Annotated in this window: 2 protein-coding genes and 2 pseudogenes; all 4 read left to right on the top strand. The window is 55.6% G+C overall.

Going from position 1 to position 18,445, the window contains the following annotated elements; genetic code table 11:
- Nucleotides 1-2: 2 nt before the first annotated feature.
- Nucleotides 3-4,637 (top strand): annotated as a pseudogene (locus IEW09_RS16300) (amino acid adenylation domain-containing protein); the annotation flags it as partial.
- Between the two features lie 60 nt (nucleotides 4,638-4,697).
- A pseudogene (locus IEW09_RS18940) lies at nucleotides 4,698-6,215 on the top strand (non-ribosomal peptide synthetase); the annotation flags it as partial.
- Nucleotides 6,189-6,527 carry a phosphopantetheine-binding protein gene (locus IEW09_RS18935; protein ID WP_444542335.1) on the top strand — a complete coding sequence of 113 codons (339 nt, stop codon included), beginning with the start codon at nucleotides 6,189-6,191 and terminating at the stop codon, nucleotides 6,525-6,527. The pseudogene IEW09_RS18940 and the gene IEW09_RS18935, both read left to right, overlap by 27 nt.
- 439 nt (nucleotides 6,528-6,966) lie before the next feature.
- The coding region (locus tag IEW09_RS16295) for a non-ribosomal peptide synthetase (RefSeq protein WP_188555321.1) at nucleotides 6,967-18,445 on the top strand (11,479 nt) is incomplete at its 3' end.

The raw sequence follows: 18,445 nt of genomic DNA, 5'->3' as shown, positions 1-18,445 counted from the left end.
CCATGCATGCAAATAATAATCTCCTTGAATCGCTGGATGCCCTGGAAATTGAACGTCTCCGGTCTCTAGCTCGGTCGCGTGGGCTTGGGAAAACCATTCACGAGGACTTTTCAATCCGGGCCGCTTCAAGGGAAAAGGCCTTGCCTCTTTCGTACGCCCAGATGCGGCTGTGGTTTCTCGCTCACTCCAGAGATATCAGCGAAATCTACCATCTTCCGGCTGCGCTTCGTTTGCAAGGAGAATTGGACTATAAGTCTCTTCGCCGGAGCCTGAATACCATTTTCACCCGTCACGAGGCGCTGCGCAGTATCTTCGTCTCTGTTGATGGAGAACCAACCGTCCAGCTACTTCCTGACGAGATGAGGTTTCCTTTAGAGGAGATTGATCTAAGGGGTATGCCGAATGCAGACTCCCGTCTAATTCAGCTTTATGACGATCAAGTACATTCTCCTTTCGATCTTTCCGCCGGTCCACTGGTTCGTGCCTGTCTTATTCGAACAGAGGACCGAAAACATGTCCTGATCCTGACGCAGCACCACATTGTCTCCGATGGCTGGTCGATGGGAATTCTAGTCAGCGAACTCAGTGCTTTATACAGCGCCTATCTACGCGAAGAACCCGATCCGCTGCCACCGCTGAAGATCCAATACCCCGATTACGCAGCATGGCAGCGCGAGTGGCTAAGAGGAGAGCGCCTGGAGGATCAGATAGAACACTGGAGACGCGCTCTCGACGGTGCACCGGCATTATTGAGTTTACCTACCGATCGCCCTCGCCCCCAGCGTCAGAGCTTCGCGGGAGCGCATACGTCGATCCGGATCGACGCTGAGCTGACTCAACAATTAAAAGAACTCAGTGCTAGAAATGGCGTCACGATATTTATAACGTTGCTCGCAGGGTGGGCAACCGTGCTCTCTCGCCTATCGGGCCAAAAGGATTTGGTTATCGGGTCGCCGGTCGCTAACCGCGGCCACGTCCAGATTGAACATTTGATCGGATGTTTCGTTAATACCCTGGCCCTGCGCATGGATTTTAGTGGCGATCCCGACGTCGCCGCCTTGCTCCGCGGCACTCGCGATGTCACATTGGCTGCGCAAGATCATCAGGACTTGCCGTTCGAACAGGTAGTTGAAATCGTGAAGCCTCCGCGAAGTTTGGCTCATACGCCCGTTTTCCAAGTCTTGTTTTCATGGCAGAGCGAACAACGCACTGCCCCGAGTCTTCCAGGTTTGCAAGTTGAGTTGTTCGAACCGCCTTACCCAGTGGCGCGATTTGATCTCAAGCTGGATCTGTTTGAAACGGCGAGCGGGATAAGTGGAAGCCTGATCTATTCGACTGCACTGTTCGATAAACCGACGATTGAGCGTCACATCAGATACTTCACTACAACCCTTCGGGCGATGGCGGCGGACAGCAGACAGGCGATATCTTCGATCGATCTTTTAGCTCCCGAGGAGCGGCGACTGCTGCTGGAGACATGTAACACAACTACGAGTCCGTATCCGAGAGATACCTGCGTCCATCAACTTTTCGAAGAGCATGTAAGGCTGTCTCCGACGGCCACAGCACTCGTTTCCGGAGACGCGCTACTGAGCTACTCGGAACTGAACTGTCGCGCCAATCAACTGGCACATCATCTCATCGAACTCGGTATCAAGCCGGATGATCGTGTTGCGATCTGCGTTGACCGCAGCCCGGAAATGGTCATTGGCCTGCTAGCGATCCTCAAGGCGGGTGGCGCCTATGTCCCTCTCGATCCCGCCTACCCTTCCGAGCGCCTCGCTCAGGTGTTGATTGATGCCGCACCGCTTGCGTTGCTGTGTGATGCGCTCGGACATGCGGTTCTGGGAAGTGAGACTACCGATGCATATGTTGTTCTCGATCTCGACCTTCCCCGGCCGAGGTGGTCTTCCAAGGCGGAAACCGATCCCCAGGTGGCAGGACTGACCTCCCATCATCTCGCTTACGTGATCTATACCTCAGGCTCAACCGGTACACCGAAGGGAGTGATGGTTGAACACCGCTCGGTGATGAACTTCCATCAGGCGATGGCAGTTACGATCTACAGCGGATTCTCTTCACAGTTGCGCATCGGTTGGAACGCCTCCTTCTCCTTCGATATGTCGCTGAAAGGTTTTCTGCAACTGCTCTCCGGCCACTGTCTGGTCATCATCCCGCAGCAGGTCCGCGCCTCGGGCGCTGAGATGATGACCTTCCTTCGCCAGCAGAAGATCGATGCCTTCGACACCACGCCATCGCAACTGAAGGTATTGATCGCCGAGGGCCTGCTTGAAGATCCGCTTCCGCGCACGGTATTGCTCGGTGGAGAACCGGTCGATGCAGCGATGTGGGCCGAGCTCAGCAGCAGCAATACAGTGACGGCGTACAACATGTATGGTCCGACCGAGTGTACCGTCGATGCAACCATCACTCCGATCACGGCTGCGGATGAGACCCCGCACATAGGCCGCCCGATCATGAACATGCGGATTTATCTGCTAGACAGCCACAGCCAGCTGGTGCCGCTGGGTGCGGCTGGGGAGATGTACATTGGCGGGGCAGGCGTGGCGCGCGGTTACCTTAACCGTCCGGAGCTGACCACGGAGCGCTTTCTTGTCGATCCGTTCAGCGATGAGCCGGGAGCGCGTATGTACAAGACTGGGGACCTCGCGCGTTATCTTCCGGACGGCAACTTGGAGTTTCTGGGTCGGAACGATCAGCAGGTGAAGATCCGCGGCTTCCGCATCGAGTTGGGCGAGATCGAGGCACGGCTGGCCGAGCATCCGCTCGCCACAGATGCCGCGGTTATCGTAAGAGAAGATACGCCGGACGACAAGCGGCTGGTTGCCTACTACACCGGCGATGTGTCTCTCACGGCCGAACAGCTGCGATCATATCTGTCAGCACTGCTGCCGGAGTACATGGTGCCTGCCGCGTTCGTGCATCTCGAAATCCTGCCGCTGACGCACAACGGCAAGCTGGATCGTAAAGCATTGCCGGCTCCGGAAGGCGACGCTTTCGCCAACCACGCCTACGAACCACCACAGGGAGAGACGGAGATCGTTCTCGCCGAGGTGTGGAAGGATCTGCTGCACGTCGACCGCGTCGGCCGCAACGATAACTTTTTCGAACTCGGCGGACATTCTCTCCTTGCCGTTCAGTTGCTTGTTCGCATACGTCCCCTTCTTGGATGCGAACTGCCGATTACCACTCTCTTTGCGCGTCCTGTATTGGCTGACTTAGCTACTTCTCTTAAGGAGCTATCGGCTGAAGCCAATGATTTGACTTCCTATATCCGGAGAATTCCTCGAAAAGTTCAACTCCCGCTTTCTTATGCACAACAGCGATTGTGGTTTATTAGTCAGATTGAGGACGTAAGCATCACCTACCACATTCCTGTCGCTATACATCTGCGGGGAGATATAGACACCAATGCTCTTAGTCGTAGCCTCAATACCATCTTTGCCCGCCATGAGGCGCTACGCAGCATCTTCGTCACTTGCAACGGAGAGGCTGTTGTCCAGTTGTTGCCGGAGGCGATGGGACTGCCGCTGTCAGAAATCGATCTGAGCGATGAGCCAAATGCTCATGAAAAGTTGATTGATCTTCACGAGCAACAGGTTCGGCTGCCGTTCGATCTCTCCCGTGGGCCCATGGTGCGCGCCTCTCTCGTTAACCTTGGAAATCGGGAGCATGTACTGATCCTGATCCAACACCATATTGTTTCCGATGGGTGGTCATTAGGAATCTTCTGCCGTGAACTGAGCACGCTCTATACCGCTTATTTGAATGGGAAGCCCAACCCGCTGCCACCGCTGGAGATCCAATATCCGGACTACGCAGCATGGCAGCGAGACTGGCTCACAGGGAAGCGACTGGAGACACAGATTGACTACTGGAAGAAGGCGCTGGCCAATACCCCGCCCCTACTCGACCTGCCCACTGATCGCCCTCGGCCGCCGCAACAGAGCTTCACTGCCGCGCAGGTGGCAGTCCATATCGATGCTGAACTGACTCAGGCGTTGAAGACGCTGAGCGCGAAACACGGGGCGACCCTGTTCATGACGCTGCTGACAGCATGGGCTGCGGTGCTCTCCCGCCTCTCGGGTCAGGATGACTTGGTCATCGGCACCCCGGTGGCAAATCGTAGACACGTACAAGTCGAAAACCTCATCGGTTTCTTCGTGAATACGCTGGCGCTACGTATTGATCTGAGTGGACAGCCGACCGTCGAAGAGCTCTTGCACCGTGTCCGCGCGGCGACACTGCAGGCACAGGACCATCAAGATCTTCCCTTCGAGCAAGTCGTCGAGATCGTCAACCCTCCGCGCAGGCTCGACCACACGCCCATCTTCCAGGTGATGCTTGTTTGGCAAAACGATGAACGGGATCTTCCCCAGCTAGCAGAGACAGAAACAGAGCCGCTGGCCGACTCACACGAAAGAATCAAGTTCGATCTCAGACTTGGACTATATGAACAACAGGGCGAGATCCTTGGGAAGCTAAGTTACTCTACGGCCTTATTCGATGAAGAGACGATCCAACGTCATATCGGTTACCTGCAAAAAGTACTTACCGAAATCGTGCAAAACAGTCAACAGCAGATGGCTGGGATAGACTTGCTTACTGCGGAAGAACGAACTCTCCTGCTCGAAACTTGGAATGCCACAGCCGCGCCATATTCCTCTCGCCTGTGCATGCAGGAACTCTTTGAGCAGCAAGTGAGTCAAACCCCGGACGCGGTAGCCTTACGGTTTGAAAACCAAACGATCAGCTATACGGATCTGAATTGTCGGGCAAACCGTATCGCGCATCATTTACTCGAATTGGGAGTAGTACCGACCGATCGGATAGCGGTTTGTATGGAGCGCGGTCCGTCAATGATTATCGGTATCCTGGCAATCCTCAAGGCGGGGGGCGCCTACGTTCCACTTGATCTCACATTTCCAACCGAGCGCCTTATCCAAATTCTCGCTGATGCCTCCGCCCGTCTTGTGCTCTGTGACGAAGCAGGAGGTAGAGCATTGGGTTCACCGACATTCCAGGCCTATCCTCTTCTAGACATAGAACAAACTGAAGCTAACGTTGCCGGCAAACTCGATTCGAACATCGATCCAGCTTCGATAGGATTAACGTCTAATGACCTGGCCTATGTGATTTACACCTCCGGCTCTACAGGCACACCTAAAGGAGTCATGGGACTCCATAGACCAGTGATCAACCTCATCGAATGGGTAAATGAGCGGTTTCGTGTGGGTGGCAACGATACTCTTCTCTTTACTACTTCCTTGTCGTTCGATCTGTCAGTCTACGATATTTTCGGCATGCTCGCGGCCGGCGGATGTATTCGAATTGCATCCAAAATCGAAATACTGGATCCGACATCTCTCGCTCGCTTGATGTTCGAAAGAGGTGTTACATTCTGGGATTCCGCGCCAGCAGTGTTTCATCAGTTATTGCCCTATCTTGAGGATGCGGCCCGCTGTTCTGGGACATCTTCGTTGAGACTTGCCTTCTTCAGCGGAGATTGGGTACCGCTTTCCTTCTTCGACGTGTTCAGCAGGTTCTTTCCGGATTGCCAAATGATCGCGCTTGGGGGAGCCACGGAAGCCACCGTATGGTCGAACTATTACCAGGTGCACCGAATCGCGCCGGAGTGGCAAAGCATACCTTACGGAAAACCCATCCAGAATGCCCGTTACTATGTCCTCGATGAGCGATTGAACCCTTTGCCTTTGGGATCACGTGGCCATCTGTTTATAGGGGGAGAATGCCTCACGGCAGGCTACCTCAATCGTCCGACCTTGACTGCAGAGCGGTTTGTCTCAGATCCCTTCAGTTCCGCGAGCAACGCCCTCCTCTACAAGACCGGGGATATGGCGCGCTATATGCGAGATGGCAATCTCGAATTTCTCGGCCGTAGCGATCATCAAATCAAGATTCGTGGATTTCGGGTCGAGCTGGGTGAGATTGAGTCAAATCTCTCGCAACACAACTTGGTCCGAGACGCAGTGGTCATCGTCCGAGAGGATATTCCTGGTGACAAACGCCTCGTGGCTTATGTGGTACGAAACGAGGACCAGCACTCTAGCGATGTGAAACAGGAATCGATGGGCGCTGAGTTCGCGAGGAGTCTAAGAACATTCCTAGCGGTGCGATTGCCTGAATACATGATTCCGACAGCCTTCGTGGAGCTGGATGCATTCCCTCTAACCTCGAGCGGCAAACTTGATCGCAAGTCGCTTATCGAGCCTGGGCAAGATGCTTATATCCAGCGACAATATGAGCCTCCTCAGAATGAAAAAGAGGAAATTCTGGCAGAACTTTGGCAAGACATATTGCACATCGAGCGCGTTGGTCGCAACGATCATTTCTTCGAGTTGGGAGGACACTCCCTGCTTGTGGTGCAACTTATGGAGCGCCTGCGGCGGCTAAATCTCGGGCTAGAGATTCGTGCCATCTTTAATGCTCCGATACTAAGTGAGCTCGCTTCAGCGATAGCCGAGCTCGAAGAGATTCGACTCTAAGAAAAAATGATGTGCTCAAGGTCGCGTGATCACAGTGGAAGTGGTCGAGGGGCATCGCGGTTAGAGTTCCGCATGGAAGTGCTTCTTGATCCATTGAAGCGCACTATATTCTTCGCCTAACTGGGTCTGCGCGGAGACTTAACACATCTTGAATCTGACCGAGGAGTAATCGGCGACTTCGCCTCGATCTGGTCACGGAGCAGTATCGCCAGTACACAGCGGGCTTCGCGGTGACCGTGCAAAGGCGTGGGCTATTGGATCGCTAGAGATCTGCGGGGATGACCGATAGTTAAACTCTCAGCTTCGAAGTCTGCAAGGTACTTTCCAAAGACACATTCAAATAGTTCTTTGCCCCCGCTCTCGAGGTCATGCCTGCGGAGTGCGAGACGTGCAAAAGCGATCAAGCTTTCAGTTGTCAGAAGTTTCATAGGAGTTCTTTATGAGCATTGGAGAACTATTAACAACTCTTCAGGACTTGCGCATTTCGCTCGATCTGGATGAAGAGGGAAAGTCTCTCATTATCAAAGCAAACAAGGGAGCGATAAACGAAGAGATTAAAGCGTCACTTGTCGAAAACAGGGAGGAACTCATTGCATTTCTTCGTTCGACCTCTCGAGTGACACCCAGTGCGCATGAAAAAGAAGGCCATACCAATCAGAACATAGCTTTGCTTACCCCGGAGAGCCTACCGCTGATCGACCTTACCCAAGAGGACATAGACTTGATCGTGGCGCAGGTTCCGGGTGGAGTTGCCAACATCCAGGACATTTACGCACTTTCGCCTTCACAGGAAGGAATTCTCTTTCACCATGTGATGAATACCGCAGGCGACCCCTATCTGATTCGGACTATGTTGTCGTTTGCGAACAGGCCGCTCCTCGACCGATTCTTTTCTGCGGTACAGAAGGTGGTGGACCGCCACGACATCCTGCGTACGTCATTTATTTGGAATGGAATTTCCTCGCCAGCTCAGGTGGTGTGGCGCAAGGCACAGGTCACTATCGACGATTTCAAATTCGACCCTGCCGCAGGCTCGATCGAAGAGCAACTGGCCGGACGGTTCGATCCGAGGCGACACCATATCGATCTTGGCAGAGCGCCCCTTCTTCACTTTGCCGCAGCATACGATCCGGATCACGATCGATGGCTGATTCTTCAGACACTGCATCATCTGGTAGGCGACCACTCCACGCTGGAGTTGCTCAAATCGGAAGTTGCCGCGCTGCTTGGCGGACAAGAAGACACGCTGCCGGCTCCGAAGTCCTTCCGTAGTCTAGTGGTGCAATCGCGCCTTGGAGCGACCGTGGAAGAACACGAGCGGTTCTTCCGGAAGACGCTCGGCGACGTCGACGAACCAACCTTGGCTTTTGGGATCGGCGACATCTATCAGGATGGCGGCGATATCGCCGAGTCCCGGCAAACCTTGCCGCATGATCTCAATGACCGCTTGCGTCGGCAGGCGCGGCGGCTGGGGGTGAGTCTCGCCAGTCTCTGTCACGTAGCCTGGGGTCAGATTCTAGCCCGTATTACCGGCAACGATACCGTTATTTGTGGGACCGTTCTTTTGGGGAGAATGCAAGGTGGCGCAGCTGAGGCGGTGGGCCTGTTCATCAATACATTGCCTATGCGGCTTGATCTGGGAGAAATTGCTACAGAGCGTACGGTCCAACAGACGCATGTGCGTCTGGCTGATCTGATGGCTCACGAACATGCTTCATTAGCCCTTGCGCAACGATGCACTATCTCTGGTTCGTCCACTCCGCTATTCAACACTGTGTTGAATTACCGATACGGAGCGTTTGCCACGGAAGATCGAACGACATTTGCGAATGATCATCCACTGGCTGGGATAGAAGTGCTGAGAAGTGAAGTGCGCAACAACTATCCGATCACCATGTCTGTGGATGACTACGGAGATTCGCTGGGACTAGTTGCCCTAGTGACGCGTTCGGTTTCCGCCGAACGCATCTGCGGCTACATGCAACAGGCCCTCGAGAGCCTCGCCGTTACCCTCGAAACGGCTCCCCAAATGCTCGTCAGCCTCATCGACGTCATTCCTCCTGAAGAGCGGGAGCTGCTGCTGGAGAAGTGGAACGCAACTACGAGCCCATTTGCCGACAATTCTTGCATTCATCAACTATTCGAAGAGCAGGCACAACTGACTCCAGAAGCGCCAGCGCTGGTCTCCGGAGACGAAACACTGAGCTACGCGGAACTGAACCGGCAGGCCAATCGACTGGCGCATCATCTCATCAAGCTAGGCGTCAGACCGGACGATCGTATTGCGATCTGCGTGGACCGAAGCCCGGCGATGGTCATTGGCCTCCTGGCCATTCTGAAGGCGGGCGGCGCCTACGTACCTCTCGATCCCGCCTATCCGTCAGAGCGCCTCGCTCAGGTGTTGGATGATGCTGCCCCACGCGCGTTGCTGTGCGACGCGCGTGGCCGTGGGGTTCTGGGAGGTGCGGCTAGCGATGCTTTGGTTGTTCTCGATCTCGACGTTCCCCGGTCGGCGTGGTCTTCCGAAGCGGAGAACGATCCCCAGGTGGCAGGGCTGACCTCGCGTCATCTCGCCTACGTGATCTATACCTCAGGCTCGACCGGCACGCCGAAGGGGGTGATGGTCGAGCACCGCTCGGCGATGAACTTCCACCAGGCGATGACGCATTCGATTTATCACGATTTTTCCTCGCCGCTGCGTATTGGCTGGAACGCCTCCTTCTCCTTCGATATGTCGCTCAAGGGTTTCCTGCAGTTGCTCTCAGGCCACTGCCTGGTCATCATCCCGCAGCAGGTCCGGACCTCGGGCGCCGAGATGATGGTTTTTCTTCGTCAGCAGCAGATCGATGCCTTCGACACCACGCCATCACAATTGAAGCTGCTGATCGCCGAAGGGCTGCTTGAAGACTCGCATCCGCGCACGGTGCTGCTGGGTGGAGAACTAGTCGATGGCACGATGTGGGCCGAACTCAGCAACGGCGGGTCGGTGACTGCGTACAACATGTACGGACCGACCGAGTGTACGGTCGACGCGACCATCACTCCGATCACGGATGCGGACGAAACCCCGCATATCGGCAGCCCGATCATGAACACGCGGATCTATCTTCTGGACAGTCATCGTCAGCCGGTGCCTCTCGGTGCGGTAGGAGAGATGTACATCGGCGGCGCGGGGGTGGCACGTGGGTATCTGAACCGTCCGGATCTGACGGCAGAGCGCTTCCTTACCGACCCGTTCTCCACTGAGCCGGGAGCGCGCATCTACAAGACCGGCGACCTGGCGCGTTATCTGCCCGACGGCAACCTTGTGTTCATGGGACGGAACGACCAGCAGGTGAAGATCCGTGGCTTCCGTATCGAGCTGGGTGAAATTGAGGCGCGGCTCGCTGAACATCCTCATGTGGAGCGGGTGGTCGTCATCGCCCGCGAAGATACGTTTGGTGACAAGCGTCTGGCTGCCTATTACACCGGCGATGCCTCTCTCACGGCCGAGCAGCTGCGTGAGTATCTGGCTGCGCTCCTGCCGGAGTACATGGTGCCTGCGACTTTCATGCATCTCGAAGCTCTGCCGCTGACGCCCAACGGCAAACTGGACCGCAAAGCCCTCCCAGCGCCGGAAGGAGATGCCTACGCCAGCCAAGCCTATGAGCCGCCGCAGGGAGAAACAGAGACTGCCCTGGCCGAGATATGGAAGGAGCTGCTGCATGTCGAACGCGTCGGTCGCAACGACAACTTCTTCGAGCTCGGCGGTCACTCCCTGTTGGCGATTCAGTTAATCCAACGTCTGCGTCAGCGCGGTCTCAATCTGGAGATTCGCATTCTGTTCACAACCCCGAAACTGGTTGACCTTGCAGCATCGCTTCACCAATCTGCCGCTTTCGCAATCCCGCAGAATCTGATCCAGCCCGAGTCGGGGATCATCACCCCTGATATGCTGCCACTGATCAACCTCACGCAGGATGACATCGACCACATCGTAGAGCAGGTTCCGGGGGGAATCGCCAATATCCAGGACATCTACGCGCTATCTCCCTCTCAGGAGGGCATTCTTTTTCATCACATCATGGCAGATTCAGGCGATCCCTATCTCATGAGCACAGAGCTGGGATTTAGAGACATGGTGTTGCTGGATCGCTTTTTGTGGGCGGTGCAACAGGTAGTTGACCGGCACGACATCCTCCGGACTTCGTTTATTTGGAAGGGGCTATCTGTCCCGGCGCAGGTAGTGTGGCGTCACGCGCAGCTCTCAGTAACCGAACTGGAGCTGAACCCTAGTGATGGTCGAATTGCTGATCAACTCGCTGCGTTGTTTGATCCACGTAGTCAGAATATGGATTTAACGAAAGCGCCACTACTGCAATTCTTCATAGCGCATGATCCTGAGCACAATCGCTGGATACTGCTAAGACGCTTGCACCACCTCGTCGGTGATCAGTCCACACTGCATTTGTTGCGAGCTGAGGTTGCGGCACTCATTTCTGGTACGCAACAGGCGTTCGCACCCCCTGTGCCATTTCGGAATCTAGTGGCTCAATCCAGATTGGGCGTATCTGTAGAGGAGCACGAACGTTTCTTCAGGGACATGCTGGGCGATCTCACCGAACCCACGCTACCTTTTGGCATCAGCAATGTTCATCAGGACGGTAGCAACATCACCGAGGCGAGACAGATATTACCAGGCCATCTCAATGGGCGCTTGCGACAGCAAGCCAAGCGGCTACACGTGAGTATGGCAAGTCTTTGTCATCTCGCGTGGGCCCAGGTGCTGGCCTCAATTACTTCCACCGACAGAGTTGTGTTCGGCACAGTTCTATTTGGGCGTATGCAGGAAAGCGAGAGAACCGATCAAGCAATAGGTTTGCTCGTAAACACTCTGCCAATATCTGTTGATCTCAATGGGATCGATACAGGCGAAGCGCTAAGAAAAGTTCATTCTTCTCTGGCTGAACTTCTCGCCCATGAGCATGCTTCTCTGGCCCTAGCCCAGCGATGCAGCGGAATCGAGGCACCGACACCGCTGTTCAGTGCCGTATTTAATTATCGATACGGAGACCAAGTCACATCTGCGGATACTCAATCTTCATCCGCGCTAATGGAGATTGAGCTTCTCGGCCATGAGTGGCGAACCAATTATCCGTTGACCCTCTCTGTAGAAGACTTTGGCAACGCGTTAGGGTTGCTTGCACTGGCGCTTGAGCCAGTGTCTTCAGAGCGTATTTGCGCTTATACGCTGGAGACATTGGAGAATATTGCACAGGCACTCGAAACAGGTTCTCAAACACCAGTTCGCCGGATCAACATTATTCCCTCTGAAGAGCGGGAGCTGTTGCTGGAGGCATGGAACCGGACGCCGGCTCCATCTGCGGACAATCGCTGCATTCACCAAGTGTTCGAAGAGCAGGTGCGCCGGAGCCCCGATGCAGCAGCCCTGACCTTCAACGATGCGACGTTGAGCTATGTGGAACTGAACCGTCGGGCCAATCGCCTGGCACATTACCTCATGGAGCTGGGTATCGGGCCGGACGATCGTGTGGCAATCTGCCTAGATCGCAGCCCGATGATGATCATTGGGTTGCTCGCCATCCTGAAGGCCGGCGGCGCGTATGTGCCGCTCGATCCCGCCTATCCCTCCGAGCGCCTTTCCCAGATTCTGAGCGATGCCGCCCCGCGCGTGTTGCTGTGCGATGCATTAGGACGTGGAGTCCTGGGAAGCGAAACCACACGAGGTCTCATAGTAGTCGAACTCGATGCTCCGGATTTGGTGTGGGCGGCGCACCCGGATACGGATCCACAAGTACTGGATCTCAATCGACACCATCTGGCTTACGTGATCTATACATCTGGTTCGACCGGCACGCCGAAGGGCGTGATGGTCGAGCATGCACAGATCATCCGTTTGTTCGATGTAACCCAGGACAGTTATGGGTTCAATGACCGGGACGTGTGGTGCCTGTTCCACTCCTTCGCCTTCGATTTTTCGGTGTGGGAGATATGGGGCGCTCTGTATTACGGAAGCCGCTTGGTCATAGTGCCCTACGAGGTGGCACGATCGAGCCAGGACTTCTATCGTCTTGTGTGCGAACAGCAGGTCACAGTCCTGAACCAGACTCCCAGCGCCTTCCGGGCGCTGATGGAAGCGGAGGCCGAGAGTAATCTCTCAGACCGGCTACGCTATGTGATCTTCGGCGGCGAAGCGCTGGACCCGACGATACTTCGTTCCTGGTACCGGCGCCGTTCCGAGCGCCAACCGCTGCTGGTAAACATGTATGGCATCACCGAGACCACCGTGCATGTGACCTACCGCTCGTTAATGGCTAGTGATACTGTGACATCGGCAAGTCCGATTGGGAAGCGTCTGGCAGACCTTCGCATCTATCTGCTGGACAACCATCGTCAGCCGGTGCCATTAGGCGCGGTGGGCGAGATGTACGTTGGCGGCGGGGGCGTTGCTCGCGGGTATCTGAACCGCCCGGAGTTGACCGCGGAACGCTTCCTCCCCGACCCCTTCTGCGATGCGCCGGAGGCGCGCATGTATCGCACCGGCGATCTGGCCCGTTATTTGCCGGCTGGCGATTTGGAATTTCTGGGGCGGAACGACCAACAGGTGAAGATCCGCGGCTTCCGCATCGAACTGGGGGAGATCGAAGTGCGGTTGGCCGAGCATCCGCTGGTCGAGCAGGCTCTAGTCATTGTCCTCGAGAAGACGCAGGGCGACAAACGCCTGGTCGCCTACCACACCGGCGATGCATCGCTCACGGCCGAACAGCTGCGCGCACATCTGGTAGCACTGCTGCCAGAGTATATGGTGCCATCGGCCTTCATGCATCTGGAAGCTTTGCCGCTGACGCCCAACGGCAAGCTTGACCGAAAGGCTTTGCCCGCACCGGAAGGCGATGCCTACACGACCCGTGCCTACGAGCCGCCGCAAGGAGATACGGAGATTGCGCTGGCCGAGATCTGGAAGGAGCTACTCCACCTCGAACGCGTTGGACGCAACGACAACTTCTTCGAGCTTGGAGGACACTCGCTCTTGGCTATCCAAGTGATCGAGCGACTACGCCGCTTGGACCTTTCTCTTGAGATACGAAGCCTATTTACTCGTCCAGTACTGCGTGATGCGGCCGCAATGGCAGGTCACGATAATTCCGCAGCTGTGCCGCCAAATCAGATTCTACCGAGCAATAACGTTATTACCCCTGAGATGCTGCCATTGATTGAACTTACTCAACAGGACATTGATCGCATCGCACAGCAGGTTCCCGGAGGTATCGCCAACATCCAAGATATCTACGCCCTTTCCGCCTTGCAGGAAGGAATACTCTTCCATTACCTCTTCACCGATGAGGGTGACCCTTATGTGTTGAGCGCGCAGATCTCATTTGCAAATCGATCGCTGCTGGATCGTTTCCTACGTGCTGTGCAACAGGTTATTGATAGGCACGATATTTTGCGGACGTCCTTTGTCTGGAAAGGAATCTCAGGGCCTGCACAGGTGGTGTGGAGACAAGCGCAGCTTCAGGTTACCGAACTAGAACCGGATCCGCGTCAGGGAACAGTTGAAGAGCAACTTACTCGTCTTTTTGATCCGGGGCGATACCGAATGGATTTGACAAGAGCCCCGCTCCTACAGTTCGTGATTGCTCGGGAAATAGGCGGCAGTCGATGGTTTGCGCTGCACCTGCGTCATCACTTAATTGAAGACGCGGGCTCCGTGCAGGTTCTGCGAGCTGAAATTGAAGCCATGATGGAAGGTCGCGGCGAGACACTGCCGCCAGCTGAGCCATTCCGTGCTTTTGTCGCTCAGTCACATGGGGTCGACTTACCGGGCGCCCACGAAGAATTCTTCAAAGAGATGCTCGGGCAGGTCAGTGAACCCACCTTTCCATTTGGCTTAAACAATGTGTATCAACACGGTCACAAAGTTAGTCGCTCACAAATTAAGTTGCCTCCAGAGCTGAATGATCTGCTGCGCTTGCAGGCTCGCCGGCTCGGTGTGACCTTGGCAAGCTTATGTCATCTCGCTTGGGGCCAAGTATTGGCGCGCTGTAGTTCCTCTGAACGCGTCGTTTTCGGCACGGTTTTGTTCGGGCGTATGCACGGGAGAGAGGGGGTCAGTCAAGCCGTGGGTATGTTCATCAATACGTTGCCAATAGTGTTGGACCTGGACATGCAGGGGGCTGGGGTAGCGATAGAACGAACTCACTTTCGATTGGCTGAATTATTGAAACACGAACATGCGTCGCTTGCCTTTGTTCAGAGGTGCAGCGGGATCGAAGCTCCTACCCCACTCTTCAGCACAGTGCTTAATTACCGTCACAACCCAATTTCAGCGAGGGAGTATCGCCTGGATGAGAAACATCCATTCAAAGGAATCGAGTGGAAGATGGGGGAAAATCGCACCAATTACCCCATAGTTCTGTCAGTTGACGATTTCTCAGACTCTCTGGAATTGACCTCCGAAGTGCTCGCGCCCGTTTCTTCGGAGCGCATCTGCGATTACATGCGGCAGGCTCTCGAAAGCCTGGCAGATGCTCTGGAGACAGCTCCGAAGACGCCCGTTTGCAAGCTCGAAGTCATTCCTCCCGCTGAACGGAAATTACTGCTGGAGATATGGAATGCGACCGAGGCTCCATACCCGGAGAATCTGTGTATCCATCAGCTGTTCGAAGAACAGGTACGCAAGAGTCCGGATGCGAAAGCGCTGATCTTTAAGGGTGGATCTCTCACCTATACGGAATTGAACAGCCGGGCCAACCGTCTGGCTCATTATCTGATCGAACTGAATGTCCGGCCGGACGACCGCGTCGCCATCTGCGTGGACCGCGGCCCGACGATGGTAGTCGGCCTGCTGGCCATCCTCAAGGCGGGAGGAGCATACGTGCCGCTCGATCCCGCCTACCCTTCCGAACGCCTTGTGCGGGCGTTGCGCGATGCTGCTCCTCGGGTGCTGCTCTGCGATGCGCACGGTCGTAAAGTTCTCGGAAGCAGCCTTGTAGATGAACTCATCATGCTCGATCTCGACGATCCCCTGCCGGCATGGTCGCGGCACGTGGAAGTTGATCCCGATCCGGCTACATTGGGGCTTACCTCACAACATCTTGCCTATGTGATCTACACTTCGGGTTCTACCGGTACGCCCAAAGGGGTCATGAATGAGCACCGTGCGCTCATCAACCGACTCGTTTGGATGCAGAATGCCTATAGCCTCACTAGCAGCGATGTCGTTCTGCAGAAGACATCCTTCAGTTTCGATGTATCTGTCTGGGAGTTCTTCTGGACTTTAATGGCAGGTGCGACACTTGCGCTTACTCCTCCCGGTGAGCAGGCAGATCCGGAACGGCTAATTCATTTGATCTGCGACTGGAAAGTCACGACTGCCCATTTTGTCCCGTCTGTGCTAAATGTCTTTATTCATACTCCCGGTGTCGAACGGTGCACTTGCCTGAGACAGATCATCTGCAGTGGCGAGACGCTCTCGCCTGCTCAAGTCAAGGCATGCTTCGAGCAGTTACCGCGCCTATGGCTCCAGAATCTCTATGGACCCACTGAGGCAGCAATCGATGTGACGGCCTGGTCGTGCCCATCGGGGTTTGATAGCGCAATCGTTCCGATCGGCCGCCCAATAGCGAACACGCGGATTTACCTTCTCGACAGTCAACATCAGCTGGTACCACTCGGCGCGGCGGGTGAAATATACATTGGTGGTGTGGGCGTGGCTCGCGGTTATCTCAACCGGCCAGATCTGACCGCGGAGCGCTTCCTCCCCGACCCCTTCTGCGGTGAGCCGGGAACGCGCATGTACCGCACCGGCGACCTGGCACGCTATCTGCCGGACGGCAATCTGGAGTTCCTCGGCCGGAACGATCAGCAGGTGAAGATCCGCGGCTTCCGCATCGAGCTGGGTGAGATCGAAGCACGCCTGGTAGAGCATCCACTGATCGAGCAGGCCGTCGTCATCGCAAAGAAAGACACTTCCGAAGACAAGCGGCTGGTCGCTTATTACACCACATCCGCATCGAAAGACATATCGGCTGAGCATCTGCGCATGTATATTGCAACGCTCCTGCCGGAGTACATGGTGCCATCGGCATTCGTGCATCTGGAAGCTCTGCCGCTGACGCCTAACGGAAAACTCGATCGCAAGGCGCTGCCGGCACCGGAGGGCGATGCCTATGCCAGCCACGCCTATGAGCCGCCTTACGGAGAGACCGAGATTGTACTCGCTGAAATCTGGAAGGAACTGCTGCATGTCGAACGCGTTGGACGCAATGACAACTTCTTCCATCTTGGCGGTCACTCGCTTTTAGCTGTCCGCCTGCTGAGCCGCCTGGCACAGAATTTTGAACTTCATATTCCGCTAACAGAGTTATTCGCTGCTCCCACCCTGGTGCAAATGGGAACAGCTATTGATGGAAGACGCCTTCAAGGTGATCAGCAGAGTCTTCCTTCGATAAGTCGATTGCCTGACGGCGTGAAATTACCTCTTTCTTATGGGCAACAGCGACTCTGGTTTCTCAGCCAGCTCGAAGGTGCCAGTCCGGTCTACCACATTCCGATGGCAGTGCGCCTGCGCGGTGATTTGGACACCAGTGTTCTTCGTTATAGCCTCGATACCATCTTTGCTCGTCACGAGGCGCTGCGAAGCATCTTCGTCACCGTTGAGGGCGGACCCGCTGTCGAGCTACTCCCGGAAGCAATGGGGCTGCCACTATCGGAAATCGATCTGTCTGATAAGACAGACACTCAAGGCCAGTTAATCAAGTTATATAAACAACAGGTTCGTACCCCCTTCGATCTCTCTCGGGGCCCGCTGCTCCGGGCTTGCCTTGTACGTCTCGGTGACGAAGAGCATGTGTTGATTTTGGTGCAGCATCATATCGTCTCTGACGGCTGGTCCATGGGGGTTCTCGTCAACGAACTCAGTATCCTCTACAGCACGTATCTGCGCGGCGAGCCGAACCCGCTGCCGCCGCTGGAGATTCAGTACCCGGATTACGCGGCTTGGCAGCGCAAGTGGCTGGCAGGAGAGCGGCTGGAGGCACAGGCAGATTACTGGAAGAGGACTCTCGCGGATGCACCGCCGCTGCTGGACCTGCCCACCGATCGTCCCCGTCCCGCACAACAGAGCTTCGCCGGTGCTTTTGTACCGGTGCGCATCAACGCCGAGCTGACGCGGAAGCTCAAAGCTCTCAGCACGAAACACGGCACAACATTGTTTATGACGCTGCTGGCGGCATGGGCTGCGGTGCTCTCGCGCCTCTCCGGTCAGGATGATGTGGTAATCGGCACGCCGGTGGCAAATCGCAGGCATGTTCAGGTGGAGAATCTGATCGGCTTCTTCGTGAACACGCTGGCGCTGCGCATCGATCTTGGCGGAGAACCTACTGTCGAAGAGCTGTTGCGCAGGGTTCGTGTGGCAACGCTTGAGGCTCAGGATCATCAGGATCTGCCTTTCGAACAGGTCGTCGAGATCGTCAATCCGCCGCGCAGGCTCGACTCCACACCGCTCTTCCAGGTGATGTTTGCCTGGCAGAATGAGCAGCATAACCCTCCCACGTTGGCCGGGCTGCAGGTGGAGTCATTTGGCATATCCCACACGAACGCCAGATTCGACCTGGAGTTGGCTCTTTCTGAAAACGATGGGGAGGTCGTAGGCAGCCTCACATATTCAACAGCGCTCTTTGATGAAGCTACCGCAACACGATATGCCGGGTATCTGCTGACGCTTCTCGCTGAGGCTACGGCGGACAGTCAGCGGCCAATAGGGGCAGTCAAGCTCCTTGCCCAGGACGAGCGGAAGCTGTTGCTGGAGACATGGAACGCGACCGAGGCACCCTACGCGGACAGCCTGTGCATCCATCAGCTGTTCGAGGAACAGGTACGCAAGAACCCGGATGCGAAAGCACTGATCTTTAAAG

The sequence above is a fragment of the Edaphobacter dinghuensis genome, assembly GCF_014640335.1.
GTDB classification, from domain to species: domain Bacteria; phylum Acidobacteriota; class Terriglobia; order Terriglobales; family Acidobacteriaceae; genus Edaphobacter; species Edaphobacter dinghuensis.
The sequence above is the reverse complement of the archived record's forward strand: the minus strand, read 5'-3'. Positions and strand labels throughout refer to the sequence as shown.